This window comes from Spirillospora sp. NPDC127506 (assembly GCF_040302145.1).
GTDB lineage: Bacteria > Actinomycetota > Actinomycetes > Streptosporangiales > Streptosporangiaceae > Spirillospora.
The window spans coordinates 1-26260 of sequence record NZ_JBEORG010000054.1 but is presented as its reverse complement, the minus strand read 5'-3'; the positions used below and the strand labels follow the sequence as shown (position 1 = coordinate 26260).

General features: G+C 72.7%; 25 protein-coding genes and 1 tRNA gene. 21 read left to right on the top strand and 5 right to left on the bottom strand.

Annotated elements, in window-relative coordinates:
• Positions 1-14 precede the first annotated feature (14 nt).
• The 3 genes from ABTW95_RS32135 to ABTW95_RS32125 all read left to right on the top strand — a co-directional run bounded on the left by ABTW95_RS32135 (position 15) and on the right by ABTW95_RS32125 (position 3260).
• The gene (locus tag ABTW95_RS32135; RefSeq protein ID WP_396447024.1) at positions 15-1289 is read left to right on the top strand and encodes a deoxyguanosinetriphosphate triphosphohydrolase; all 1275 of its coding nucleotides are present in this window, start codon (positions 15-17) and stop codon (positions 1287-1289) included.
• A 120-nt stretch (positions 1290-1409) separates the two neighbouring features.
• A complete protein-coding gene (locus ABTW95_RS32130) occupies positions 1410-2636 on the top strand; it encodes an NAD(P)/FAD-dependent oxidoreductase (protein WP_396447023.1) in 1227 nt (408 codons plus the stop codon).
• A gap of 162 nt (positions 2637-2798) precedes the next feature.
• On the top strand, positions 2799-3260 hold the full coding sequence (locus tag ABTW95_RS32125) for a GtrA family protein (protein WP_396447022.1): 462 nt from the start codon (positions 2799-2801) through the stop codon (positions 3258-3260).
• A 22-nt stretch (positions 3261-3282) separates the two neighbouring features.
• Here the strand turns inward: ABTW95_RS32125 and ABTW95_RS32120 are convergent, their stop codons facing one another.
• A complete protein-coding gene (locus ABTW95_RS32120) occupies positions 3283-4152 on the bottom strand; it encodes an LLM class F420-dependent oxidoreductase (protein ID WP_500228269.1) in 870 nt (289 codons plus the stop codon).
• Positions 4153-4279: 127 nt separating this feature from the next.
• On the opposite strand from ABTW95_RS32120, the gene ABTW95_RS32115 reads away from it, so the two are divergent.
• Positions 4280-4657, top strand: a complete 378-nt coding sequence (locus ABTW95_RS32115; RefSeq protein WP_396447020.1) for a MerR family transcriptional regulator — start codon at positions 4280-4282, stop codon at positions 4655-4657.
• A 4-nt stretch (positions 4658-4661) separates the two neighbouring features.
• Here ABTW95_RS32115 and ABTW95_RS32110 read toward each other — a convergent pair whose 3' ends face one another.
• On the bottom strand, positions 4662-5258 hold the full coding sequence (locus ABTW95_RS32110; protein ID WP_396447019.1) for a TIGR03086 family metal-binding protein: 597 nt from the start codon (positions 5256-5258) through the stop codon (positions 4662-4664).
• Between the two features lie 83 nt (positions 5259-5341).
• Here ABTW95_RS32110 and pdxR point away from each other — a divergent pair, with 83 nt between their 5' ends.
• Complete coding sequence (pdxR, locus tag ABTW95_RS32105) at positions 5342-6745, top strand: MocR-like pyridoxine biosynthesis transcription factor PdxR (protein ID WP_396447018.1); 1404 nt, start codon at positions 5342-5344, stop codon at positions 6743-6745.
• Here pdxR and ABTW95_RS32100 read toward each other — a convergent pair.
• On the bottom strand, positions 6742-8016 hold the full coding sequence (locus ABTW95_RS32100) for an ABC transporter ATP-binding protein (protein ID WP_396447017.1): 1275 nt from the start codon (positions 8014-8016) through the stop codon (positions 6742-6744). The two genes, pdxR and ABTW95_RS32100, sit on opposite strands and share 4 nt — an antisense overlap.
• A 242-nt stretch (positions 8017-8258) precedes the next feature.
• Between ABTW95_RS32100 and dnaG the strand changes: the two genes are divergently transcribed.
• The 5 genes from dnaG (at position 8259) to efeB (ending at position 14615) form a co-directional block, all read left to right on the top strand.
• Positions 8259-10184 (top strand): DNA primase, encoded by a 1926-nt coding sequence (gene dnaG, locus ABTW95_RS32095; RefSeq protein ID WP_500228268.1) that lies wholly within the window; start codon positions 8259-8261, stop codon positions 10182-10184.
• Positions 10185-10255: 71 nt separating this feature from the next.
• Positions 10256-11401 (top strand): RNA polymerase sigma factor RpoD, encoded by a 1146-nt coding sequence (gene rpoD / locus ABTW95_RS32090; RefSeq protein ID WP_396447032.1) that lies wholly within the window; start codon positions 10256-10258, stop codon positions 11399-11401.
• Between the two features lie 13 nt (positions 11402-11414).
• Positions 11415-12002 carry a YbjQ family protein gene (locus ABTW95_RS32085; protein WP_500228267.1) on the top strand — a complete coding sequence of 196 codons (588 nt, stop codon included), beginning with the start codon at positions 11415-11417 and terminating at the stop codon, positions 12000-12002.
• Positions 12003-12228: 226 nt separating this feature from the next.
• Positions 12229-13362: an iron uptake system protein EfeO gene (efeO, locus tag ABTW95_RS32080; RefSeq protein WP_500228266.1), complete on the top strand. Its 1134-nt coding sequence runs from the start codon at positions 12229-12231 to the stop codon at positions 13360-13362.
• 26 nt (positions 13363-13388) lie between these two features.
• Positions 13389-14615 (top strand): iron uptake transporter deferrochelatase/peroxidase subunit, encoded by a 1227-nt coding sequence (gene efeB / locus ABTW95_RS32075; protein WP_396447013.1) that lies wholly within the window; start codon positions 13389-13391, stop codon positions 14613-14615.
• A 43-nt stretch (positions 14616-14658) separates the two neighbouring features.
• Here efeB and ABTW95_RS32070 read toward each other — a convergent pair whose 3' ends face one another.
• Entirely contained in the window at positions 14659-15909 is a 1251-nt protein-coding gene (locus ABTW95_RS32070) for a molecular chaperone DnaJ (RefSeq protein WP_396447012.1), read from the bottom strand.
• A 273-nt stretch (positions 15910-16182) separates the two neighbouring features.
• Here ABTW95_RS32070 and ABTW95_RS32065 point away from each other — a divergent pair, with 273 nt between their 5' ends.
• The 10 genes from ABTW95_RS32065 (at position 16183) to ABTW95_RS32020 (ending at position 25651) form a co-directional block, all read left to right on the top strand.
• A complete protein-coding gene (locus tag ABTW95_RS32065) occupies positions 16183-16758 on the top strand; it encodes a TerD family protein (protein WP_500228265.1) in 576 nt (191 codons plus the stop codon).
• 31 nt (positions 16759-16789) lie between these two features.
• The gene (locus ABTW95_RS32060; protein WP_396447010.1) at positions 16790-17368 is read left to right on the top strand and encodes a TerD family protein; all 579 of its coding nucleotides are present in this window, start codon (positions 16790-16792) and stop codon (positions 17366-17368) included.
• 63 nt (positions 17369-17431) lie between these two features.
• On the top strand, positions 17432-18541 hold the full coding sequence (locus ABTW95_RS32055; protein ID WP_396447009.1) for a DUF475 domain-containing protein: 1110 nt from the start codon (positions 17432-17434) through the stop codon (positions 18539-18541).
• A gap of 52 nt (positions 18542-18593) precedes the next feature.
• Positions 18594-19172 carry a TerD family protein gene (locus tag ABTW95_RS32050; RefSeq protein WP_396447008.1) on the top strand — a complete coding sequence of 193 codons (579 nt, stop codon included), beginning with the start codon at positions 18594-18596 and terminating at the stop codon, positions 19170-19172.
• A 17-nt stretch (positions 19173-19189) separates the two neighbouring features.
• Positions 19190-20347 (top strand): HpcH/HpaI aldolase/citrate lyase family protein, encoded by a 1158-nt coding sequence (locus ABTW95_RS32045; RefSeq protein WP_396447007.1) that lies wholly within the window; start codon positions 19190-19192, stop codon positions 20345-20347.
• A complete protein-coding gene (locus ABTW95_RS32040) occupies positions 20344-21786 on the top strand; it encodes a phosphoribosyltransferase family protein (protein WP_396447006.1) in 1443 nt (480 codons plus the stop codon). Before ABTW95_RS32045 ends, ABTW95_RS32040 begins: the two co-directional genes overlap by 4 nt.
• Positions 21783-22895 (top strand): cysteine protease StiP family protein, encoded by a 1113-nt coding sequence (locus ABTW95_RS32035; RefSeq protein WP_396447005.1) that lies wholly within the window; start codon positions 21783-21785, stop codon positions 22893-22895. The genes ABTW95_RS32040 and ABTW95_RS32035 overlap by 4 nt, the downstream gene beginning before the upstream one ends.
• Positions 22892-23698, top strand: coding sequence for an HAD family hydrolase (locus tag ABTW95_RS32030; protein ID WP_500228264.1), 807 nt, complete (start codon positions 22892-22894; stop codon positions 23696-23698). Before ABTW95_RS32035 ends, ABTW95_RS32030 begins: the two co-directional genes overlap by 4 nt.
• Before the next feature lie 123 nt (positions 23699-23821).
• Entirely contained in the window at positions 23822-25141 is a 1320-nt protein-coding gene (locus ABTW95_RS32025) for an MGH1-like glycoside hydrolase domain-containing protein (protein WP_396447003.1), read from the top strand.
• A gap of 18 nt (positions 25142-25159) precedes the next feature.
• On the top strand, positions 25160-25651 hold the full coding sequence (locus tag ABTW95_RS32020) for a hypothetical protein (RefSeq protein ID WP_396447002.1): 492 nt from the start codon (positions 25160-25162) through the stop codon (positions 25649-25651).
• On the opposite strand, the gene ABTW95_RS32015 is transcribed toward ABTW95_RS32020, so the two are convergent.
• A complete protein-coding gene (locus ABTW95_RS32015; protein ID WP_396447001.1) occupies positions 25648-25920 on the bottom strand; it encodes a YtxH domain-containing protein in 273 nt (90 codons plus the stop codon). The two genes, ABTW95_RS32020 and ABTW95_RS32015, sit on opposite strands and share 4 nt — an antisense overlap.
• A gap of 141 nt (positions 25921-26061) precedes the next feature.
• On the opposite strand from ABTW95_RS32015, the gene ABTW95_RS32010 reads away from it, so the two are divergent.
• Positions 26062-26134 (top strand) — tRNA-Asn (locus ABTW95_RS32010).
• Positions 26135-26260: the final 126 nt, after the last annotated feature.

The following is a 26260-nucleotide window of genomic DNA, read 5'->3' as shown; positions in this document are numbered from 1 at the left end:
CCCTGGATAGGGCCATGACGAGCGACAACACCGACGGCTACACCGCGCGCGACCGGCAGCGGTGGGCGCCCGAGCCGGCCAAGCGACGCGACCGGACGGCGTTCGAGCGCGACCGCGCCCGCGTCCTGCACAGCGCCGCGCTGCGGCGGCTGGCCGCCAAGACCCAGGTCGCCTCGCCGGGCGCGGACGCGGCGGCCGACACCGTGCAGAGCCTGCGCACCCGGCTGACCCACTCGCTGGAGTGCGCCCAGGTCGGCCGCGAGCTGGGCAAATCCCTCGGCTGCGACCCCGACCTGGTCGAGACGGCGTGCCTGTCGCACGACATCGGCCACCCGCCGTTCGGCCACAACGGCGAGTACGCGCTGGACATCGTCGCGCGCGACTGCGGCGGCTTCGAGGGCAACGCGCAGAGCCTGCGCGTGCTGACCCGGCTGGAGCCCAAGTCGTTCGCGGCCGACGGCCCGCCCCTGTACGGGCGCAGCGTCGGCCTCAACCTGACGCGCGCCGCGCTCGACGCCGCCATGAAGTACCCGTGGCCGCAGTCCGGCGCGGTGAACGGGAAGTTCGGCGTCTACGACGACGACATGGACGTCGCCGCGTGGATCCGGGACGGCGCGCCCGAGGGCCGGACGTGCTTCGAGGCCCAGGTCATGGACTGGAGCGACGACGTCGCCTACTCCGTGCACGACCTGGAGGACGCGCTGGTCGCCGGGCACGTCGACTTCGTCCGGCTCGCCGACCCCGCCGAGCGCCGGCTCGTCGCCGCCACCGCCGGGAAGCTGTACTGCCCGGACGCCGACCTCGCCGAGCTGGAGGAGCGCTTCGCGGCGCTGCTCGCCGAGCCGTACTGGCCGGACCGCTACGACGGCACGCCGCGCAGCCTCGCCGCGCTGAAGAACCTGACCAGCACGCTGATCGGCCGGTTCTGCCTGGCCGCCGAGGCCGCGACCCGGGCGGCCTACGGCGACCGCCCGCTGACCCGGTACGCCGCCGAGCTGATCGTCCCGCGCGTGCAGCGCCTGGAGAACGCGCTGCTCAAGGGCATCACGGCGCACTACGTGTGGATCAGCCACGAGGAGGTCAGGGCCCGGCAGCGGACGCTGATCACCGAGCTGGCCGAGATGATGCTGGCCGGCGCGCCCGGCACGCTCGACCCCGGCTTCCGGGAGGCGTTCACCGGCGCCGCCGACGACGCCGCCCGGCTGCGCGCCGTCATCGACCAGATCGCCTCGCTGACCGATCTTTCCGCGATGGCCCGGCACCGGATGCTGGCCGCCCGTCCCCGCTGATCGTCGCCCGTACGGGCCGCTCCCAGCGCGTGGACACGCCTGGACGCGCCAGGCGGCGGCTCTTGTCTCGTCACATGGGGCGCTGTAGGGATAGCTACAAGTCATCTACAGGAGGTCGCCATGCCCGAGGAGACGTTCGTCATCGCCGGTGCGAGCCTGGCCGGAGCCAAGGCGGCGGAGACGCTCCGCGAGGAGGGTTTCACGGGCAGACTCCTGCTGATCGGGGACGAGATCGAGCGGCCGTACGAGCGCCCGCCGCTGTCCAAGGGGTTCCTGCTGGACGAGGAGCCCCGCGAGAAGGCGCACGTGCACGAGGCCGACTGGTACGACAAGCACGGCGTGGAGCTGCGGCTCGGCACGTCCGTCGCCGCGATCGACCGGGAGGCGCACCAGGTGCGGCTCTCCACCAAGGAGCCGATCCGCTACGACCGGCTGCTGCTGGCGACCGGCGCGTCCGTGCGGCGCCTGGAGGTCCCCGGCTCCAAGCTGCAGGGCATCTACTACCTGCGCACGATGGCCGACTCGGCGGCGCTGAAGCAGGCGCTCGCCCACGGCGGCCGGCGCGTCGTGGTGGCGGGCGCCGGCTGGATCGGGCTGGAGACGGCCGCCGCCGCCCGCTCGTACGGCAACGAGGTGACGGTCATCGACCCGGAGCCGACGCCGCTGCACGCCGCCATGGGGCCCGAGCTCGGCGGCTTCTTCGCCGACCTGCACCGCGAGCACGGCGTCATCCTGCGGATGGACGACGGCGTGGCCGGGTTCTGGGGCGCCGGGCAGGTGTCGGCGGTGGTCACGTCCGGCGGCGCGGAGGTCCCCGCCGACGTCGTGATCGTCGGCATCGGGGTGCGGCCCAACACCCGGCTCGCGGAGGAGGCCGGGCTGGAGGTCTCCGACGGCGTCCTCGTCGACCAGTCGCTGCGCACGTCCGATCCGGACATCTTCGCCGCCGGGGACGTCGCGAACGCCTTCAACCCGCTGCTCGGCCGCCGGATCCGCGTGGAGCACTGGGCGAACGCGCTGAACGGCGGGCCCGCCGCCGCCCGCGCCATGCTCGGCCAGGACGTCGTCTACGACCGGATCCCGTACTTCTTCAGCGACCAGTACGACCTCGGCATGGAGATGTCCGGCGTCGCGGCGCCGGGGGAGTACGACGAGGTCGTGTACCGGGGCGACCGCGCGGCCCGCGAGTTCATCGCGTTCTGGCTGTCCGGCGGCCGGGTCGTCGCCGGGATGAACGCCAATGTGTGGGACGTGACCGGGGACGTCCAGGCGCTGATCCGCTCCGGGCGCCGGGTCGACGCCGCACGGCTCGCCGACCCGAAGGTGCCGCTGGCCGACCTCGCCTGAACGCCCCTGCCCGAACGCCCCCTGCCCGAACGCCCCTGCCCGAACGCCCCTGCCCGAACGGCCGCGGGCCGGGCGGCGCCGCGGGGCCGGCGCGGGCCGCCACTGATCTTTTAGCTGGGTTGTGACTTTCGCATATGTCCTACTCAGGTAAGGTCTGGGCGAGTGAGCACTTTGCAGCGGTCAAGACCGGTGGAATCGGTCTCGTCCGCCCCGGCGTACCGGACATTCCTCCGCGAACTGCTGAGTTTCGGCTTCGTGGGGTGCGTCGGCACGCTCATCATGGTCTTCGGTGCGAACCTGATGCGCGCGTGGCTCGGCGGCAGCCCGGTCACCAGCGTGGTCGTCCCGACCGTCCTGTCGACGCTCACGTCCTACCTGCTCAACCGGCACTGGACGTTCCGGCACCGGGACAGCGACGGCTCCGGCCGCGAGGTCGCCGTCTTCTTCGCGCTGAACGGCGTCGGGCTGCTCATCCAGGTGCTCTGCACCGGCTTCACCTACTACACCCTCGGCCTGCACGGCGGCGTCGCCTACAACCTCGGCCTGCTCGCCGGCGTCGGCCTCGGCTCCGCGTTCCGCTACTGGTCCTACCGGAAGTGGGTGTTCACCCCCGCGGCGGCGTGACCCGGCCGCGGCGGCGCGCGCGTCAGCGACCGGCGGGGACGATCTTCTCCGTCTGCGTCAGCGCCTCGGCCAGGACGCCCGCGAGGTCCTGCCCGGTGGCCTGGGAGAAGATCACGTGGTCGATGCCGCGCTCCGCGAGGCGCCCGACCTTGTCCACGGCCTCGTCCACCGACGGCGTGCCGCTGAACAGGGCCAGCGACGTCTTCTCGATCTCGGCGTAGTCGCGCCCCTCGCGCTCGCAGTGCTCCCGCAGGACGTCCAGCTTGTGCGGCAGCTCGTCGCCGTCGAAGAGGTTGCACGCGTCGCCGTACTTCGCGACGAACCGGAGCGTCTTCTTCTCGCCGCCGCCCCCGATCAGGACGGGCGGGTGCGGGGCGCGCAGCGCGGGCGGCGAGTTCAGCGGCCGCTCCAGCGTGTAGTGCTCGCCCTCGAACGCCGACTCGTCGCCCCGCCACATCTGGTGGGCGATCCGCAGCGTCTCCTCCAGCCGCTCGAACCGCTCGGCCGTCGGCGGGAAGCGGACGCCGAGACCGCGCGACTCCTCCTCGTTCCACGCCGCGCCGATGCCGAGCCACGCGCGCCCGCCGGACAGCACGTCCAGCGTGGTCACGGTCTTGACCAGGATGCCGGGGTGCCGGTAGGTGACGCCGGTGACCATGGTCCCGAGGGTGATCCGCTCGGTCAGCCCCGCCGCGTAGGCGAGCGCGGTGTAGGCCTCCAGCATCGGCTCGTCCGGCGGGCCCACCATGGCGATCTGGAAGAAGTGGTCCATCACCCACAGCGAGTGCAGGCCGCCCTGGTCGGCCTCCCGCGCGATCCGGCCGAACTCCGGCCCGATCCGCTCCGGCCCTCCGGGAAAGGTGTAGCTGGGAACCTGAAGTCCGATGCGCATGGCAGCCCCTGATCCTTCGCAGACTCGCGGTCCCCTCCACTCTGCTTCCTGGAGCGCGCTCCAGGTCAAGCCGCCCCGCCGGGCGCGCGTTGACCTGGAGCGCGCTCCAGGTGGAATCCTTGAAGCCGTGAGTCTCTACTCTCCAGGCGAGACCGCCGAGAAGAGCGGTTTCAGCATCGACACTCTGCGCTACTACGAGAAGATCGGGCTGCTGTCGGGCATCGCGCGCAACGCCTCGGGGCGGCGCGTGTTCAGCGACGACGACCTCGCGTGGCTGTCCCTCCTGCGCTGCCTGCGCGAGACGGGGATGCCGATCGCGGAGATGCTGCGCTACTCCGAGCTGGCCCGCAGCGGCGCCGACACCGTCCAGGAGCGGCTCGAACTGCTGCAGGACCACGACCGCCGCGTGGAGGAGCAGATCGCCACGCTGCGCGAGCAGCAGAAGCACATCAGGTGGAAGATCGACTTCTACCGGGAAGCGGTCTGCGAATCCGCCCCCGGCTGAGCGGTCAGCGCCACGCGGGGTCGCGGCCCAGCAGGGCGAGCAGCCGGCCCTCCGGGGGCGCGCCGGCCGCCGCCAGGCTCGGGCCGAACGACTCGCCGGGGCCCCGGCTCTCCTCGGGCACGAGCGCGGCGACCTTGAGCGAGACCTCGACGAGGTCGTCCGCCGGCTCCCACGGGACGCCGATCGCCGCCGCGACGTCCCACGCGTGCACGACCAGGTCCACGAGGTGGAAGCTGATCGCGAGCGCGGCGGGGAAGCGCCCGCCGAGTTCGGGCAGGGCCAGCTCGGCGTCGAGGGCCGTGTCGGCGAAGGCCCGCGCGACGAGGTCGGCGGACGCCGTCGCGGCGGCGAAGGGGTCGTCGCCGAGGTCGCCGCCGCGCCAGGCGGGCAGGCGGTCGCCGTCGCCCCTCGCCGCCGCCGCGAAGCCCTCGTCCTGGCTCACCTGGTGGCGCAGCAGGCCGTGCAGGGTCCAGTCCGGGCACGGCGTGGGCAGGCTCAGCGCGTCCGGCTTCACCTGCGCGACGACCGACAGGTAGAGGTCCGACGCCTTCCGGTCCAGCGGACGGAGATCGGTGGTCATGAGTTCGGTCAGCACATCCATGCGGCCCACGCTAGGAACCCGCAGAGGACCAGGTGAAGGGCCAAAACCGCGTGAAATGACTGAGCCGGTCTAGGGTGGGCGCCGTGGATCTGCACGTCAGCCTGGTGGGCCGCCGCGACCTCGCCGGGCAGATCTACGCACAGCTGCGGGCCGCGATCCTGGACGGGCGGCTGCGCGCGGGGGAGGCGCTGCCCCCGACGCGGGAGCTGGCGCGCCGGCTCTCGATCTCCCGCAACACCGTCGGCGTCGCCTACGACCGGCTCGCCGCCGAGGGCTTCCTGACGAGCCGGGTGGGCGCGGGGACCTACGTCCGGGAGACCGGCTCGGCCGCGCGGGGCGCCCCCGCGGCGTCGCCGCTGCGCCCCCGCCGGATCTGGGACGAGGTGTCCGTCTGGCCCCCGCCGATGCCCGGCATCAGGTGGGACTTCCGCGCCGGGCTGCCCGACGTGCGGCTGTTCCCGTACGAGTCGTGGCGGCGGATCATGGCGGGCCTGCTGCGCCCGTCCGGGCTCGGCGACCCGGTCGACCCGGCGGGGCTGCCCGCGCTGCGGGAGGCCATCGCCCGGCACATCGGCGTCTCCCGGTCGGTGCGGGCGAACGGCCGCGACATCGTCGTCACCTCGGGCGTCCAGCAGGCGCTCGACCTGATCGTCCGGGTGCTGCTCGAACCGGGCGACGTGGTGGCCGTCGAGGACCCGGGATACCCGCCGGTCCGGATGCTGCTGGCCGCGGCCGGGATGCGGGTGCGCGGCGTCCCGGTCGACGCGGAGGGCCTGCGGGTGGACGCGCTGCCCGGCGACGCGCGGGCCGTGTACGTCACGCCGTCCCACCAGTTCCCGATGGGCATGCCGATGTCGCTGCCGCGCCGCCGGGCGCTGCTCGACTGGGCGCGGCGCCGCGACGTGGTGATCGTCGAGGACGACTACGACACCGAGTACCGGTACGGCGGGCGGCCCATCGAGCCGCTGCAGAGCATCGACGAGGACGGCCGCGTCCTCTACACCGGCACCTTCTCCAAGATCATGCGGCCGGTGCTGCGGCTGGGGTTCCTGGTGGCGCCGCCGGCGCTGCACCGGGCGTTCCGGATGGCGCGGTACGTCACGTCCTGGCACGCGGAGCTGCCCGCCCAGGCGGCGCTCGCCCGGTTCATCGACGAGGGCCTGCTCGCCCGGCACATCCGCAGGTCGCGCCGCGAGTACCGGGCCCGGCACGAGCGCGTCGCGGAGCTGGTCGGGCGGCTCTTCGGCGACCGGCTGACCCTCGTCCCGGCGGAGGCCGGGCTGCACCTGAGCGCCGTCCTGCCGGCCGGGGCCGACGACGCCGCGATCGCCGCGCGTGCGCTCGGCGCCGGCGTCGGGCTGTTCACGCTCTCGGAGTTCGCCGTCGCCCGCCCGCCCGCGGTGTCCGGGCTGGTGTTCGGCTACGGCGCCGTGGCGCCGCCGGAGATCGAGGCGGGGCTGCGCCGGCTGCGCGAGGCGGCCGGCTAGCGCTGGACGGGCGTGGCGCGCCGGCCGTCCGCGCCGAAGAACAGGACGCGGCCGAGGTCCACGGTCAGCGCCACGTGGTCGCCCCGGTTGGGGCGGTTGCCGGGCGCGATGCGGAACACCAGGTCGGACCGCCGGTGGTGGCCGGCGTGCTCCTCGCCGACGGCCTCGTCGCGGGGCTGCCTGCCGAGCATCTCCCGCATCCGGTCGCGCCACCCGGGACGCTCGGCCTCGTAGGACGGCGCCCGCGGCGGCCGCCCGATCTCGGTCGCGTCGACGGTGGGGATGCCCGCCTCGGCGTAGGCGAGCCACTCGTGCCCGTGGAACTCCAGCGCTCGGACCTGGCCGGACAGGACGGTCCCGTGCGGCGCCGGCGCGCCGGGCGCGATCGGGACGAGCGTGTCGGGCCGGATGCCCACGATGATCGACCGTCCATGATGGCTGATCAGCGAGGAGGCGCGGGGGTCGTCCCACGGGACCAGGAGCCGCTGCGGCCCGAAGTCGAGCAGCAGCCCCTCGCCCTCGATGGCCCAGAGGGTGGCCTGCATCAGGTTGATCGGCGGCGAGCTGAGGAACGCTGCCACGAACACGGTCGCCGGGTCCTCGTAGATCTGCTCCGGGGTGCCGACGTCCTCCAGGACGCCGTCCCGCAGCACCGCCATCCGGTCGGCCATCGTCATGGCCTCGACCTGGTCGTGCGTGACGTAGACGGTGGTGGTGCCGGTGGAACGTACCAGTGCGGCGATCTCGACCCGCAGCTCGGTGCGCAGCCCCGCGTCGAGGCTGGACAGCGGCTCGTCCATCAGGAACAGCGACGGCTCGCGGATGAGCGCGCGCCCGATCGCGGCGCGCTGCCGCTGTCCGCCGGACAGCGTGGCCGGCAGCCGGTCGATCATCGTGTTGAGGCCCAGCGCGCGGGCCAGCTCCAGGACCTTCGCGCTCGCCTCGGCGCGGTCGTCGCCCGACACCTCCAGGGGGAACATCATGTTGCCCTTGACGGTGCGGTGCGGGTAGAGCGCGCCCTCCTGGAACACCATGGCGACGTTGCGCTCGCGCGGCGGCAGGTCGTTGGCGACGGTCCCGTTCAGCCACAGGTCGCCGGCGGTGATCTCCTCCAGCCCGGCGATCATGCGCAGGATGGTGGACTTGCCGCAGCCGGACGGCCCGAGCAGGACGAACAGCTCGCCGTCGTTGATGCGCAGGCGAACCTTCCGGACGGCTACCTGGCCTCCCGGATACACCTTGTCGACGCCGTCGAGCACAACATCCGTCATCGCGTCCGCCTGGGTGTGAGCAAAATCTCGGTCAGCCATCACATCGCGCAACGGTCCAAGTTGTCCAGAGCCGAGCTGGTGTTACCCGTGTCCAAAGCGGCCGAGTCCGGCCACCTACCACCGGTTTCCCGTCAGCGCGGGACGAATCCGGCCCAACCGGAGGGCGCCGCCGCGGGCGGGCCCGGTGCCGGTTCGGGCGGGGACGCGCCGGATGTCACGGCCCCGCCGTAGACTCCATCGTCGTGGCAGGCCGGATTCGCAATGAGGACATCGCACTCGTCCGGGAGCGGGCGTCCATCGACGCCGTGATCGGCGAGTACCTGCAGCTCCGCAGCGCGGGCGGCGGCAACCTCAAGGGGCTCTGCCCGTTCCACGACGAGAAGTCGCCCTCGTTCAACGTGACGCCCTCCCGCGGCCTGTACTTCTGCTTCGGCTGCGAGGCGGGCGGCGACGTCATCAAGTTCGTCCAGGAGATCGAGCACCTGTCCTTCTCCGAGGCGGTGGAGCGGCTCGCCGCGCAGGCCGGCGTCCAGCTCCGCTACGAGGACGGCGGCGGGCGCGGCCCCCGGCAGGACGGCGGGCAGCGCGCCCGGCTGCTGGAGGCGCACAAGGCCGCCGCCGAGTTCTACGCGGAGCGGCTCGACTCCCCCGAGGGGGCGATCGGCCGCGCGTTCCTGTCCGAGCGGGGCTTCGAGGCCGCCGACGCCGCCCGGTTCGGCGTCGGGTTCGCGCCCCGCGAGTGGGAGGGCCTCGTCCGGCACCTGCGCGGCCGCGGGTTCGCCGACCGCGACATCGTCGCCGGCGGCCTGGCCAAGGAGGGGCGGCGCGGCCCGATGGACCGCTTCCGCGGCCGGCTGATGTGGCCCATCCGCGACCTGTCCGGCGACGTCATCGGGTTCGGCGCCCGCAGGCTCTACGAGGACGACGACGGCCCCAAGTACCTGAACACCCCCGAGTCGCCGCTGTTCCACAAGAGCTCGGTGCTGTACGGGGCCGACCTCGCGAAGAAGGAGATCGCGCGGCGGCGGCAGGCCGTGGTCGTCGAGGGCTACACCGACGTGATGGCGTGCCACCTCGCGGGCGTCCCGACCGCGATCGCCACGTGCGGGACGGCGTTCGGCGACGACCACATCAAGGTGCTGCGCCGGCTCCTCATGGACCAGGACGAGTTCCGCGGCGAGGTGATCTTCACCTTCGACGGCGACGCGGCCGGGCGCAAGGCGGCGCTGCGCGCGTTCGACGACGAGCAGAAGTTCGTCTCGCAGACGTTCGTCGCCGTCCAGCCGGACGGCCTCGACCCGTGCGACCTGCGCATCCGGCACGGCGACGCCGCGGTGCGCGACCTGGTCGCCTCCCGGCTGCCGCTGTTCGAGTTCGCGGTGCGCAGCGCGATCGAGCAGCACGACCTCGACACCGTCGAGGGGCGGCTCGCCGCGCTGGACGCCGCCGCCCCGGTCGTCGCCGCCATCAAGGACCGGTCGCGCCGGCACATGTACGCGGTCAACCTCGACCGCTGGCTCGGCATCATGGACGAGCAGTTCGTGCTGCGCCGCGTCCGGGAGCTGGCGAACCGGCGGCACGCGCGCGCCCAGGCGGGCCGCGGTCCGGCCGGAAACGGCCGCTCCGACCGGTATGCCGGAAACGGCCGGGCCGAGAACGGGGCCGCCGAGCCGCAGCGGCCCGCGTTCGACCCGTCGGACCCCGAGGTGCAGCGGGAGCGCGAGCTGCTGAAGCTGGCCGTGCAGCGGCCGGCGATGCTCGGCCCGGCGTTCGACGAGGTGCCGGCCGGGGCGTTCATCGCCCCGCCGCACGCGGCGGTGCGCGCGGTGATCGCGGAGGCGGGCGGCGTCACGGCGGCCGGGAGCGTGCCCGAATGGGTCGCCCGGCTCCTGGAGACCGCCCCGAACGACCAGGTCAGGGACCTGATCACCAAGCTCGGCGTGGAGCCGGTCCGGTCCTCGCACGAATCGGACGACCGTTATGCCGTAGAGCTGCTCGCCCGAATACAGGAACGCCAGCTCACCCGCATGATCGCCGACGCGAAATCTAAACTCGGGCGGCTGAATCCGGTCGAGGCCGAGGAGGAGTACCGCCGGCTGTTCGGCGATCTTGTCGCGCTTGAGCAGCAGAGACGGGTGTTGCGGGAGCGAGCGCTTGGATCACAGTAAGTCAAGAGACCGCAAAATGGGTCCTGTGATCTAGCCCTCCTTTGACGCAGACTGTCTGCGTGGGCCCTTCGGTGCTGCCAAGCGAGGCGCCATCGGTTGATCAGGTGGCGGACCTCGTCGCACGTGGCAGAGAGCGCGGCGGTGTGACCGTCGAGGACGTTGCTGCCGCACTCGATCGCTCGGACTTGCCGGACGACTCCATGGAGCGGGTCGTCCGGATGCTCGCAGAGCAGGGGGTGGAGGTCCTCGAGTCTCAGCAGGAGACCGAGGACGTCGCGCGAGCGGATGAGGGAGACCTCGGCAAGCGGGCGCCGACGAGCGACCTGGTTCGCATCTACCTGAGAGAGATCGGTCGCGTACCGCTCCTCACGGCAGAAGATGAAGTAGAACTCGCGAAATCGATCGAGGCGGGCCTGTTCGCCGAGGAGAAGATGGCGCGTACCGCCGTCCTCGCCCGCGGCGAGCTGCTCGACCTCGAACTGCTCGCCCGCGAGGGAATGCGGGCGAAGCAACGCCTGATCGAGGCCAACCTGCGGCTGGTGGTCTCGATCGCGAAACGCTACGTCGGCCGGGGAATGCTCTTCCTCGACCTGATCCAGGAGGGAAATCTCGGACTGATCCGCGCGGTCGAGAAGTTCGACTACACCAAGGGGTTCAAGTTCTCGACCTACGCCACCTGGTGGATCCGGCAGGCGATCACCCGGGCGATCGCCGACCAGGCCCGGACGATCCGGATCCCGGTCCACATGGTGGAGACGATCAACAAGCTGGTCCGCGTGCAGCGGCAGATGCACCAGGACCTCGGCCGGGAGCCGACGCCCGAGGAGATCGGCCTGGAGATGGGGCTGCCGCCCGCCCGGGTGGTGGAGATCCAGCGGATCGCCCAGGAACCGGTCTCGCTGCAGTCGCCGATCGGCGAGGAGGACTCCGACCTCGGCGACTTCATCGAGGACGCGGACGCCGTCGTGCCGATCGAGGCCGCGGCGTTCATCCTTCTCCAGGACCAGCTGGAGGACATCCTCGGCACCCTGTCGGACCGGGAGCAGCGCATCATCCAGCTGCGCTTCGGCCTGGCCGACGGCCATCCCCGCACCCTGGAGGAGGTCGGCCGCGAGTTCGGCGTGACGCGCGAGCGGATACGCCAGATCGAGTCCAAGACGCTGGCGAAGCTGCGCCACCCGTCCCGCGCGCAGATGCTCCGCGAATACCTGGAGTGACGGAGGATCCTGAGTGACGACCGTCCTCCCGGCCGCGCCGCCGGGAGGACGGTCGCCGTCCGGCGCCCGCGATCCGGCGAACTTCCCGGATGTTTCGTCGCATTTCGTCCGGACGGTCATCTACCGTGGTGGCATGCTGATCGTGACGACTGACGGCGTGCCCGGACACGAGATCAGGAGCGTGCTCGGGGAGGTCCTCGGGACGTCCGTCCAGGCCGACCAGGGCGCGGTGCCGCAGCCCGGGCAGGGCGGCAGCAGCGCGACCTTCCGGGTGACGGGGGAGCGGCCGGTCGCCGGCCTCGCCGCGGCGCGCCGGGAGGCGCTCGACCGGCTCGGCGAGGAGGCGCGCCGCAAGGGCGCGAACACGGTCGTCGGCATGCGCTTCGACACCGCCGCGGTGGGCGGCGGCTTCGAGGTCTGCGCGTACGGGACGGCCGTCTGGGCGGAGCCGGCGCAGCAGCACCGCGACCAGGCGCAGCAGTACCAGCAGCAGCGGCCCGCGCAGCAGGGCCACCTCCCGCCGTACGGCGACCCGCAGCCCGGCGGTCCGCCGATGGCCGCGCGCAACCTCACGATGGGCGTGCAGGACCGCCCCCGCTGACCGCCCCCGCTGACCCGGAGCGCTGACCCGGAGCGCTGACCCGGGGCGCTGACCCGGGGCGCTGACCCGGGGCGCTGACCCGGGGCGCTGACGGGGAGCGCCGGCCGGGCGGCTCCGCGGGGCGTGGCGTGGGATGCCTCACTGTCCGGGGGGTCACTTGACGGAGTGAGGACAGGCTTCGCTAATTTAGGTAAGCCTAACCATTTGCTCGCTCCTGGAGACCCCCATGCGACCTGTGTCCGTCCTAGCCCTCGCCGGTGCCGCCGCCGTGTCGATGTCCGTGCTCTCGGCGTGCGGCGGTGACGAAGACAAGGCGGACGCCGCGGGCGCCATCCCGGTGACGGCGACGGACGACACCTGCGAGGTCGCCAAGACCGACCTCACCGCGGGCAAGACCACCTTCAAGGTCACCAACAAGGGCTCCAAGGTCAACGAGTTCGAGGTCCTCAAGCCGGACGGCAAGATCCTCGCCGAGCGGGAGAACATCGGCCCCGGCACGAGCGTCGACTTCGTCGTGAACCTGCCCGCCGGCCAGTTCAGGCTGCTGTGCAGCGCCGGGCAGACCGGCAAGGGCCCGTCCCAGAACGTGACGGTCACCGGCCAGGCCGGCGGCGGCGCCGACGCGCGGCTGACCGAGGCCGCCGACGACTACAAGGCGTTCGTCATCGCGCGGCTGGACGACACCATCGCCAAGACCCGCGAGTTCGTCGAGGCGGTGAAGGCGGACGACGTCGCGAAGGCCAAGGAGCTGTACGCGCCGTCCCGCGTCGGCTGGGAGACGATCGAGCCGGTCGCGGAGAAGTTCGGCGACATCGACCCGAAGGTCGACGCCCGCGAGGCCGACCTGAGCGCCGCGGAGAAGAAGGACTGGTCCGGCTGGCACCTGCTGGAGAAGGCGCTCTGGAAGGACGGCTCGGTCAAGGGCAAGGAGAAGTACGGCGACCGGCTCCTGGCCGATTTGGAGACGCTGAAGTCGCGGCTGCCGGGCCTCACCCTCGACCCGGTCAACGACATGGCGGGCGGCGCCAAGGAGCTGCTCGACGAGGTCGCCACCGGCAAGGTCACCGGCGAGGAGGAGGCGTTCAGCCACACCGACCTCGTCGACTTCAAGGCCAACGTCGACGGCGCCAAGAAGATCTACGAGCTCCTCAAGCCGGTCGTCCAGGAGCGGGACGCCCAGCTCGCGAGCGACCTCGACGACAACTTCGCCCAGGTCGAGGCGCTGCTGAAGAAGCACGAGAAGGGCGACGGCTACGTCTCCTACGACAAGGTCGGCAAGGACGACCGCAAGGAGCTGGCCGACGCGGTGAACGCCCTGGGCGAGCCGCTGTCCAAGCTCGCCGAGGTCGTGGCGAAGTAGACGCAACGGAGAAGGGTGGCGGCGCGATGACCGAGGTGCGGCCGGGGATGTCCCGGCGCAGGATGCTGGGCTTCTCCGGCGCGAGCCTGCTCGTCGGCGCCGCCGCCGGCGCGGGCCTCGACCGGGTGGCGCTCGCCGACGAGGACGACGGCGCCGGCGCCGCCGTCCCCTTCCACGGCGCGCACCAGGCGGGCATCGCCACCCCCGTCCAGGACCGGCTCCACTTCGCCGCGTTCGACGTGACGACCGGCGACCGCGACCGGCTCGTCCGGATGCTCAAGGAGTGGACGGCCGCGGCCGCCGCCATGACCGCCGGCAGGCCCGTCGGGAACGGCGCGGTCGCCGGGTCGCCGGTCGCGCCGCCCGACGACACCGGCGAGGCGCTCGGCCTGCCGCCGTCCCGGCTGACGCTGACGATCGGGTTCGGCCCGACGCTGTTCGAGAAGGACGGCGAGGACCGGTTCGGCCTCAAGGCGCGCCGCCCCGCCGCCCTCGTCGACCTGCCGCACTTCCCCGGCGACGCCCTCGACCCCGACCGCAGCGGCGGCGACATCGCCGTGCAGGCGTGCGCCGACGACCCGCAGGTCGCGGTGCACGCGATCCGGAACCTGGCGCGGATCGGGTTCGGCACGGTCTCGGTCCGCTGGTCGCAGCTCGGGTTCGGCAAGACGTCCTCGACCACGCCGGAGGCGCAGACCCCGCGCAACCTGTTCGGGTTCAAGGACGGCACCGACAACATCGGCTCCGGCGACAAGGCGCTGCTCGACCGGCACGTCTGGGCCGGGAAGGACGACGGCTGGATGGCGGGCGGCTCCTACCTCGTGGCCCGCCGCATCCGGATGCACATCGAGACCTGGGACCGCACGTCGCTGCGCGAGCAGGAGGACATCTTCGGCCGCAGCAAGGGCGAGGGGGCGCCCGTGGGGGAGGAGAAGGAGCGCGACAAGCCCGTCCTGTCCCGCATGAAGCCGGACGCCCACGTCCGGCTCGCCCACCCCGACTCCAACGGCGGGGCGCGCATCCTGCGGCGCGGCTACTCCTTCACCGACGGTTCCGACGGGCTCGGCCGGCTGGAGGCGGGCCTGTTCTTCATCGCGTTCCAGCGCGACCCGCGCAAGGGGTTCATCCCGATCCAGCAGTCGCTGGCCGCCGACGCGCTGAACGAGTACATCCAGCACGTCGGGTCGGGCATCTACGCGTGCCCTCCGGGCGTCCGCGAGGGCGGCTACTGGGGCGAGACCCTGTTCGCATAAGGGTTCGCATAAGGGTTCGCCTGAAGGGTTCGCCTGGGCGCGGCTACCCCTGGCCCGCGCGCTCCGAGCGGATGCGGGCCACGACGTCCCCGGCGGCGGTCTTGATGGACTCCAGCTCCTGGAGGTAGCCCCAGTAGTCGGGGTGGACGCCGGTGAGCCGCTTCGGCGCGTTCTCCAGCCGCTCGACGAGCCCGTCCAGCGCCCGGGCGTGGTGCGGCGGGGCCCCGCCCGGCTGCGCCATGGCGAGCCGCTGCGCGTCCCGCACGGCGAAGCGGGCGCCCTCGGCGGACTTCGCCGGGTCGGCGGCGACCGCCTTCAGCTCGTCCACCCGCCCGGTGACCTGCCCGGCGCGGCGGTCGGCGGCGTTCAGCTCGGTGCGCGCGGCGGTCAGCGCGCGCTGCGCCTCCCGCCACTCGGTGCGGGAGGCGTGCGCGGACGCCTCGTTCAGCCGCTCGCGGGCCCGCGTGACGGCCGCCTCGATGGAGTCGGGGGCGCCCCTGAGGTCCTGCCAGCAGGCCTGTGAGTAGTTCCGGAGCAGCACCCGCATCGCCTCCTGGACGGGCCCGACGCGGTTCGCGACGGCGTCCGCGCGGGTGCGGACCGAGGCGAGCGAGTTGCGGACCTTCTGCGCGAGCCGCGGCAGCTCCGCGGCGGCCTCCCGGGCCCGCTCGGCGATGTCGCGGACCTCCTCGGCGCGGCGGATCGCGCCGTCCAGCCCGAGCCCGCCCAGCCCCTTGGAGCCGAGCTGCGCGAGCACCTCCCGGGCGCGGGCCAGCTCGGCCTCCGGCTCGGAGGCGTCCATCCCCGCCTGCTTCGCGGCCGCGACGGCCGCGTCGGCGGCGGCGACCGCGTCGCGCGCGGCGGTCAGCCGGGGCGGCAGCTGGTCGAGCGCGGCCTCCAGCCGGGCCATCTTCGGGGCGAGCCGCTCGGCGAAGGCGTTCAGGTTCCGGGTGATCTGCTGCAGCCGCTCGGTGGACGCGATGAACGCGCGGCGCGCCGCGTCGTACTCGGCCGGTGACCGGTCCCGGTCATCGAGGTCGTGGGCGTCCAGCACGGAGATGTACGCGACCGACGCGGCGTCGGCGGCCTCCGACAGCCCGGCGAACTCCCGCCGCACCGGCGCGGCGGCCCCCGCGTCCAGGTCCTCGAACACGGTGACGCGGCCGTCGAGGTACTTCTGCGCCTGGTCCATGTCGTAGAAGGCGGCCGCCGCCGCCTCCCGCGCCTCGACGGCCGCCGCAGCCGCCTGCGCGCCCCGGCCGCCCCGGCGGCGCTGGTCGCCCGCTCCCCGCAACGCTGCCTCCCTTCGTCCCTGCCCAGTCTGGCCCAGCCGCCGGGTGTTCCGCGCCCGGACTTCCCGCCGACTCAGGGCATATCAGACGGCGTCGCGGGTGCACAGTGCCTCCCGGACCCGCCCCGCCGGGGCGGGAGGCGGCCTGAGCCGCGGATCTCCTCACCTCAGAGAGGGAGAGTTCAAAACGGATGGAACGGATAGCATCGCTGCTACGTCGATAAGGCTGGGCGCCGGGACGGCGTCCCGTACGGCATGCGATCTTGGAGGCTCATCGTGCCCGTCAGCCTGAGCAAAGGCGGCAATGTCTCGCTCACCAAGCAGGCGCCCGGACTGAACGCCGTGATCGTCGGTCTCGGCTGGGACCTGCGCACCACGACCGGCACGGACTTCGACCTCGACGCCTCCGCGATGGTGCTGGACGGCTCCGGCAAGATCATCACCGACCAGCACTTCGTGTTCTTCAACAACCTGCGGACGCCGGACGGCGCCGTCGAGCACAGCGGCGACAACCTGACCGGCGCGGGCGAGGGCGACGACGAGCAGATCAAGGTCGACTTCGGCGCGATGCCGGCCGCCGCCGAGCGGGTGGCGTTCGCGGTGTCGATCTACGACGCCGACAGCCGCGGGCAGAACTTCGGGCAGGTCCGCAACGCCTTCATCCGGGTGATGAACCAGGCCGACGGCGCGGAGATGGCGCGCTACGACCTCACCGAGGACGCCTCGATGGAGACCGCGATGGTCTTCGGCGAGCTGTACCGCAACGGGGCGGAGTGGAAGTTCCGCGCGGTCGGCCAGGGCTACGCGTCCGGGCTGGCCGGCATCGCGATGGACTTCGGCGTCAACATCTGACCACCAGACCAGGAAGGGAACGGCCCGGATAATGGGAGTCTCACTCGCCAAGGGCGGCAACGTCTCGCTGACGAAGGCCGCCCCGAACCTCACCGCGGTCACCGTCGGCCTCGGCTGGGACGTCCGCGCCACCACCGGCGCCGACTTCGACCTCGACGCGTCCGCGCTGATGCTCGCGAGCACCGGCAAGGTCATGTCCGACCAGCACTTCGTGTTCTTCAACAACCTGCGCAGCCCGGACGGCTCGGTCGAGCACACCGGCGACAACCTGACCGGCGAGGGCGAGGGCGACGACGAGTCGATCAACGTCGACCTCACCGCGGTGCCGGCCGAGTGCGAGCGCATCGTCTTCCCGGTGTCGATCTACGACGCCGACAACCGGAACCAGAGCTTCGGCCAGGTGCGCAACGCCTTCATCCGGATCGTCAACCGGACCGACGGCACCGAGCTCGCCCGCTTCGACCTCACCGAGGACGCCTCCACCGAGACGGCGATGGTCTTCGGCGAGCTGTACCGGCACAACGGCGAATGGAAGTTCAGGGCCGTGGGCCAGGGGTATGCCTCCGGACTGGCCGGAATCGCGACCGACTTCGGCGTCAACGTCGGCTAGCCGCCGGCGCACCCCGCACCGCGGCCGCCACGCCCGGCCGCCCTCTCTAGCAGAAATACGCGCATGATTCTTCGCACCTTCGGTTGGTCCCTCGGCATCACGGCCCTCGGGCTGGTGGCCGCCTTCTTCTACGACGGGCCGACCGGGCTGGCCCTCGTCGCCGTGCTGGCGATCCTCGAGATCTCGCTGTCGTTCGACAACGCCGTGGTCAACGCCAAGGTGCTCGACCGGATGAGCCCCTTCTGGCAGAAGATCTTCCTCACCGTCGGCATCGCGATCGCGGTGTTCGGCATGCGGCTGGTCTTCCCGCTGCTGATCGTGGGCATCACCGCCAAGCTGGGGCCCGTCGAGGCGTTCGACCTGGCGCTCAACGACCAGCACCGCTACCACGAGCTGATGAACGACGCGTACCCGATGATCGCGGCGTTCGGCGGCATGTTCCTGATGATGCTGTTCCTGAACTTCGTGTTCGAGGAGCGCGCCGACAAGTGGCTGCCGTGGCTGGAGAGGCCGCTCGCCCGCATCGGCAGGCTCGACCAGCTCGCGGTGGTCATCGCGGGCGGCTCGCTGGCGTTCGTGTCGTGGCTGACCGCCGAGAACCCGGGCAACGTCATGATCGCGGGCGTGCTCGGCATGGTGACCTACATCCTGGTCAACGGGCTCGGCGAGCTGTTCTCCGAGGCGGGGGAGGACGACGACGAGGACGGCGGCGACGAGGCCGGCGCGCCCGCGCGGTCGGGGCCGAGCGGGCTGGCGCTGGCCACCGGCAAGGCCGGCTTCTTCCTCTTCCTCTACCTGGAGGTGCTGGACGCCTCGTTCAGCTTCGACGGCGTCATCGGCGCGTTCGCGATCAGCACCGACCCCATCGTCATCGCGCTGGGCCTCGGCATCGGCGCGATGTACATCCGGTCCCTGACCGTCTTCCTGGTCCGCAAGGGGACCCTGCACGAGTACGTCTACCTGGAGCACGGCGCGCACTGGGCGATCGGGGCCCTCGCGGTCTGCATGCTGATCAGCATCGGGCACCACGTGCCCGAGTGGGTCACCGGCGGGCTCGGCGCCGGGCTGATCATCGCGGCGTTCGTCAGCTCCGTCGTCCGCAACCGCGGCGCGGACGACGCGGCCTCCGGCTCGCCGTCCGGCGGCAAGCAGCTGCACTCCAGCAACGTCTGACCGGTCCGACTCCACCCCGCGACCAGCAACGATGCACTGAAGGAGCCGAACGATGTCGATCTCGCTGCAGAAGGGGCAGAAGGTCTCGCTCGCCAAACCGGGCGGCGGCACCCTCTCCCGCGTCCGGATGGGGCTCGGCTGGGACGCCGTCGCCAAGAAGGGCCTGTTCGGCAAGAGCCGGGCCCAGTCGATCGACCTGGACGCGTCCTGCCTGCTGTTCGACGCCTCCGGGAACCTCGCCGACCAGGTGTGGTTCCGGCAGCTGCGCAGCAAGGACGGGTCCGTCCAGCACACCGGCGACAACCTGACCGGCGAGGGCGAGGGCGACGACGAGGTCATCAACGTCGACCTGCAGAGCGTCCCGGCCAACGTCACGCAGCTGGTGTTCACGGTGAACTCGTTCACCGGGCAGGACTTCTCCCAGATCGCGAACGCGTTCTGCCGGCTGGTCGACGAGACCACCGGCCAGGAGATCGCCCGCTACGACCTGAGCGGCGCCGGGCAGCACAACGCGCAGATCATGGCCAAGGTGTCGCGGGACGGCCAGGGCTGGTCGATGACGGCGATCGGCGCGACCGCGACGGGCCGCACCTTCCAGCACCTCCTGCCCGCCGTGGCCACCCACCTGTGACGGGCTGACAGCCGTCCATGCGGCATTTCGACCACATCGACGCCGCGCGTCGCAAGCACCTGTTCTACCGGCACCCGCGCCCGTTCGACCGGCACGACGACCCGGCGGTGCTGGCGGTCGCGCTCGGCGCGACGCTGTACTGCCCCGCCACCCGGCCCGCGCTGGCCGCCGACATCGAGCGGGCGGCGCGGCGCGGCGTCATGAGCCTGGTCATCTGCCTTGAGGACGCCATCGGCGACGACGAGGTCGAGTTCGGCGAGGCGAACCTGGTGGCGCAGCTGCGGGCGCTGGCCGGCCGGGGCGCGGAGGCGCCGCTGCTGTTCGTCCGGGTCCGCGACCCCCGGCAGATCGGCGCCCTGCTCGGCCGGCTCGGCGAGGCCGCCGAGCTGGTCAGCGGGTTCGTGCTGCCGAAGTTCACCGCGGCCGCCGGCGGGGCGTTCCTCGACGCGCTGGCGGACGCCGCCGACCGCACCGGGCAGCGGCTGCTGGCGATGCCGGTGATCGAGAGCCCGGAGGCGGTGTACGCGGAGACCCGCGCGGAGATGCTGCACGACGTGGCGCGGCTGCTGGCCAAGCACCGGCCGCGGATCCTGGCCGTCCGGCTCGGCGCGACGGACCTGTCGGCCGCGTACGGGCTGCGCCGCCCGCCGGACGTCACCATCTACGACATCCGGCCGGTCGCGGGCGTGATCAGCGACGTGGTGAACATCCTCGGCCGCGCCGACGGCACCGGCTACGTGGTGACCGGGCCGGTGTGGGAGTACTTCTCGGCGGGGGAGCGGATCTTCAAGCCGCAGCTGCGCCAGTCGCCGTTCGAGGCGCAGCGGGCGGCGCCGCTGCGGCAGCGGCTGATCACCTCCGACCTGGACGGGCTGATCCGCGAGGTCCACCTGGACAAGGCCAACGGCCTCATCGGCAAGACCGTGATACATCCGAGCCACGTCGCGGCCGTCCACGCCCTGTCGGTCGTGACGCACGAGGAGTACTGCGACGCCGCCGACATCCTCGGCGTCACCGGCGGCGGGGCGATGGCCAGCTCCTACGCCAACAAGATGAACGAGGCGAAGCCGCACCGCGCCTGGGCGCGGCGGCTGATGCTGCGCGCCCAGGTGTTCGGGGTCGCGGCCGAGGGCGTGACGTTCGTCGAGCTGCTCGAAGCGGCGGGCAGCCGGTGACGTCCGCCCGTGTCCCGCCGCACCGGGTCGCCTCGCGCGGGGTCTCCTCGCGCGGGGTCGCCTCGCACCGGGACGTTTCGCGCGGGGTCTCCTCGCGCTGGGTCGCGTCGCGCCTCGGGGTGCGGCTCGCGGACGGCCCGCGCCCGGTGGGGGCCGGGCTGTCGTCCCTCGTCGGGCTGGCCGTGCGCCGCAACCCGCGCCGCGCGCACCTGCTGGTGTCGGCCGTGCTGGGCAAGCACGTGCCGACCGATCCCCGGCTGGTGTACGGGTCCGGGCTGCTGCTCGGCGAGCTGGTGCGCGCGCGCCTGCGGGGCGAGGAGCCGTCCCGTCCCGGTCCGCTCCTGCCGGACGCCTTGAGCGGGGTGCCGGGGGCGGCCGCCGGCCTGCGCGACCTCATGCGCGCACCCCGGACTCCCGTGGACGCGATCGTCCTCGGCTACGCCGAGACCGCCACCGCTCTGGGGCACTCGGTGGCGGATGCGCTGGGCGGCGCCTACTACCTGCACTCGACACGGCGTCCCGTGCCCGGATTCGCCGCCTACGGCGGGTTCGAGGAGGAGCACAGCCACGCCACGAGCCATCTGCTGCTGCCCGCCGATCCCGCGATGCTCGACCGCGACGCGCCGGTGGTGCTGGTGGACGACGAGCTGTCCACCGGCCGGACGGTGCTCAACACCATCGAGGCCCTGCACGCCGTCCGGCCGAGGAGCCACTACGTCCTCGCGGCCCTGGTGGACCTGCGCGGCGCCGCCGACCGGGCGCGGATGGACGACCTCGCCCGCCGGCTGGGCGCGCGCATCGACGCGGTGGCGCTGGCCGGGGGGCGCGTCGAGCTTCCCGACGGGATCCTGGAGGCGGGGCAGGCGCTCACCGCCGGCCTCTCCGGCGGGGCCTGCGTCCCGGACGCTCCGGCGTTCGAGGTGCGCCGCGCCGCGCTGGACTGGCCCGCCGGGCTGCCGGACGGCGGGCGGCACGGCTTCCTCCCCGAGCATCGGGTGCGGCTGGAGAAGGACCTCGCCCGCATGGCCGATGTCATCGCCGCAGGGCTCGGCGACGTCTCGCACGTGCTCGTGCTGGGGTTCGAGGAGCTGATGTACGCGCCGCTGCGCCTCGCGGAGGCGCTCGCCGACGCGCTGCCGTCCGTGGACGTGCGCTACTCGACGACCACGCGATCCCCAGTGCTCGCCGTGGACGACCCCGGGTACGCCATCAGGACGCGCCTGGTGTTCCCGTCCCACGACGATCCCGCCGATGGGCCGGGGGAGCGGTACGCCTACAACGTCGCGCCTGGTTCCGGCCAACGCGGGTTCGACCAGATCGTGCTAGTGGTGGACGACGTCGGGGACACCGCGGCGCTCGCCGGCGGGCTCTTGGCGCGGCTGCGCGCGCTTGCGCCGGTGCTGGTCGCCACCGTCCCCGCCCGCAGGAGGGAACCGTGAAGCCGCTGTACGGGCCGTCCTTCGGCAGTTACCCCGCGGAGGACGTGGCGTGGCTGCTCAAGGACCTCTCGCATGCGCGGCTGGAGGCGCCCACTGAGGAGCGTGAGGCCGCGATCCAGGCGGGGCGCGCCCACTACGCCGAATCGCTCCCGGTCGAGTACCAGCCGGGCCCGGAGTACCGGCGGCTGTTCCACGAGGCGCTGGAGGCGTCGGCGGAGCGGCTCGCGTACGCGACCGGCCTGGTCACCGGCATGGTCCTCGCCGAGCGCGGCCCGCGGGCCGTCCTGGTGTCGCTGGCGCGGGCCGGGACGCCCGTCGGCATCCTGATGCGCCGCTGGGCCCGGTACGCGCACGGCCTGGACCTCCCGCACTACGCCGTCAGCATCGTCCGCGGCCGGGGCATCGACACCGCGGCGCTGCGGTACCTCGCCGCGCACCACGACCCCGCGTCCGTCATGTTCGTCGACGGCTGGACGGGCAAGGGCGCGATCACGCGGGAGCTGACCGCCGCGCTGGAGCCGCACCCGTTCCCGTCCGACCTCGCGGTCCTCGCCGACCCGGGGCGGTGCACGCCGCTGCACGGCACGCGCGACGACTTCCTCATCCCGTCCGCCTGCCTCAACTCGACGGTGTCGGGCCTGGTCAGCCGGACGGTCCTGAACACCGCGCTGATCGGGCCGGGCGACTTCCACGGCGCGAAGTACTACCGGGAACTGGCCGGCGACGACGTGTCGGCCGTGTTCCTCGACGCCGTGTGCGCCCGGTTCCCGGACGTCGCCGAACGCGTCGCGAAGGACCTGCCCGACCACCTGTCCGCCGATCGCGCGCCCGACTGGTCCGGGTGGGAGGCCGTGCGGCGCTGCGCCGGAGCCGAAGGCATCGACGACCTCAACCTCGTCAAGCCGGGGATCGGGGAGACGACACGGGTGCTGCTGCGGCGCGTCCCGTGGAAGGTCTTCGTGCGCGCCGACGCCGGCCCGGAAGTGACGCACATACGGCTGCTGGCCGACGAACGCGGTGTCCCCGTGCACGAGGTCGAGCCAGAGCGGTTCCCCTACGCCTGCATGGGGTTCATCCACCCCCGCTTTGGCAAGGGAGCTGTCCAGTGACCGTCCTGGTGTGCTCGGACCTCGACCGTACGCTCATCTACTCCCAGGCCGCGTTCGCACTGGACGGGCCAGACGAGACCATGCCGCGCCTGCTGTGCGTGGAGTTCTACCAGGGGGCGCCGCTCTCCTACATGACCGAGCCTTCCGCGCGCACTCTGGAAGCCCTCTCGACGGCTGCGACGTTCGTCCCGACGACGACGCGCGCACCCGAGCAGTACCGGCGCGTCCACCTGCTGGAGAAGCCGCCCGCCTACGCGATCTGCGCCAACGGCGGCCACCTCCTCGTGGACGGCGACGACGACCCGGACTGGGCGGAGGCCGTCCGAAACCGGGTCGCAGACGGATGTGCGCCGCTCGCGGAGGTTCAGCACCATCTCGCCCAGTCGAGCGGCGAGTTCGTCCTGAAGCGGCGCACCGCGTCCGGCCTGTTCGCCTACACGGTCATCGACAGGGCCGCGCTGCCGCCCGGCTGGGTCGAGGACCTCACCGGCTGGTGCGCCGAACGCGGCTGGCGCACGTCCCTGCAAGGCCGCAAGGTCTACTGCCTGCCCGCCTGCCTCACCAAGGCCGCCGCCGCAGGCGAGATCGCCCGCCGCACCGGCGCCTCCACCACGCTGGCGGCCGGCGACTCCCTCCTCGACATCGAGCTGCTCGACGCCGCAGACCTGTCGATCCGTCCCGCGCACGGCGAACTCCACGACACCGGCTGGACGTCCCCCCGCACCGCCGTCACCGCCGCCCGCGGCATCGCCGCAGGCCAGGAGATCGCGGAATGGCTCCTGGAACGGGCCACCGAACCGTAAAAAATCACGGTGCAGCGTGCGTCCTCGTTGAGAATCGACACCCCCGCAGGGGTCGCAGCGGCCGTGCAATGAGGCGAGAATCACGGTGAACCCCCCTCGCGCCGAGGAGGTCACCTGGACCACATGAATTCCCGTCTGACCGGTGACGAGACCGCGCTGTGGAAGGCCGCGGCCCGGGTTCTCGATGCGAACTGGACAGGCACCGCGACCGCCGCCTCGCCCGGCCTCTACCCGCACCAGTGGAGCTGGGACGCGGCTTTCATCAGCATGGGCCTCGCCCGCCACCGCCGCGACCGCGCCGAGGCCGAACTGCTCTCACTCTTCCGCGGCCAGTGGGCCGACGGGATGCTCCCGCACATCGTCTTCAACACCCGCCTCGCCCGGCACGCGTTCTTCCCCGGCCCCGACCTCTGGCACAGCGAACGGCACCCGGACGCGCCCCGCGGCGTCCACACCTCCGGGCTCACCCAGCCGCCGCTGCACGCCCTGTCCGCCCTCCGCCTGCACGAATGCGCCACCGACCTGGACAGCAGCCGGGCCTTCCTCGCCCGCCTCTACCCGCTGCTGACCGCCCAGCACCGCTACCTCGCCCGCGCCCGCGACCTCGCCTCCAGCGGCCTCATCGCCATCTGCCACCCCTGGGAGTCCGGGCTCGACAACAGCCCCGCCTGGGACCGGCCCCTCGGCGCCCTCCGGCTCCCGCCGACCTCCTACGCGCCCGCCCAGCGGCACCGCACCCTCCCCACCGGCGAGGACTACGACCGCTACGTCCGCCTCGTCGCCCTCATGCGCGATGCCGGCTACCGGCCCGCCTACCTCCGCGAATCGCACCCGTTCGCCGTCGAGGACCCCCTCGTCAACGCCGTCTACCTCGCCTCCACCCACGCCCTCGCCGACATCGCCCAGATCATCGGCGCCGACCCCGTCCCGCACCGCGAGAGCGCCGACCGCGTCCACCGCGCCGTCCTCGACCGCCTCTGGGACCCCGAGACCGGCTGCTTCCGCGCCCGCGACCTCCGCGACGACCGGCTGCTGCCCGTCATCACCGTCGGCTCCTTCGGCCCCCTCCTCGACCCCGAACTGCCCGCCCCGATCGTCCGCAGCCTCGTCGACCTGCTGCTGTCCGCCCGCTTCGCCGGCGCCGCCGGCTACCCCGTCCCCACCTGCGACATCCAGGCCCCCGCCTTCGACCGCGCCGGCTACTGGCGCGGCCCCACCTGGATCAGCACCAACTGGCTCGTCTGGTACGGCGCCCTCGGCCACGACCTCCCCGTCGTCGCCGACCTCCTCTACGGCTCCACCATGCGGCTCGTCCGCCAGTCCGGCTTCCGCGAGTTCTTCGACCCGTTCGACGGCACCGGCCGCGGCAGCCACGACTACGCCTGGTCCGCCGCCCTCGTCCTCGACCTACTCGGGGCCCGCCGCGCCCCCCAGGCCGCCTGATCGCTTACCTTTGACATCATGCGCCTGATCAGGGGCTCCCTGCCCGCCGAAGTCCGTGCCGCGCTCACCCTCGACCGCGGCGAACGCGTCCTCGCGACTGCCCCCACCCGAGGCGGATCACACGTCGTCGCCACCACGACGGCCCTGCACGTCCCGGCACTCTCCGGCGGCTTCACCCGCATCCCCTGGGAGCGCGTCGACCACGCCACCTGGAAGGACGAGTGGCTGCACGTCCACGAGACCTCGGCGGGCCCCGAGCACCACGTCCGGCTCACCGACCCGGGCCGCGTCCCCGAGACCGTCCGCGAACGCGTCACCGCCACCATCGCCGTCAGCCACCAGGTGCAACTCCCCGGCGGCAAGGTGCGGATCGCCGCCCGGCGCCCCGCCGCCGGCGGCGACGTGCGCTGGACCTTCGTCTTCGACGCGGGAATGGACCCGTCCGACCCGGGCCTGAGGGCCCAGGCCGAACAGGCCCTGGAGGAACTGCGCCGTCAGACCGGCCTCTAGCCGGGATACACCTCGGGCTGCTCCTTGTCCGCCTTGCGGCCCGGCACCTGCTCGGGCACCCGTTCCTTCAGGCTGCTCGCCTTGCCGCGCGCCGCACCGGCGAACTCCTCGCCCTTGGCCCGCAGCTTCTCCGCGGCCTCCTGCACGTTCGGGTTCTCCGACACCTGCTGCGACAGCCGCTTGATCTGCTCGTACCGCTCCCGGCCGGCCTTCGTCCCGAGGACGTACCCGATCGCGGCGCCTGCCATGAACATCATGCGCGTCTTCATGTCCTACTCCCACTGACGGCGGAATCGTGACACCCCCATACCCGCCAGCGACGCACCCACCCATAACGTGTGCGCGAACAGCCCCGGACATGCGCTAACCTAGACGCGCCGACAGGGGCCCAGGCCCCATCGGACGCACGATCCCGCGTAGCTCAATCGGCAGAGCAGCCGGCTGTTAACCGGCAGGTTATTGGTTCGAGTCCAATCGCGGGAGCTCGCGGTGGGGTGGTGTGCTCGGCGGCCCTTCGGGTTCGCCTTCGCCATGGCCCGTCATTTCGCCCGGGGGGACGACCCCCCGGAGCCCCCCGGATGCCACCACCATCCCCCACCCGCCCACCCC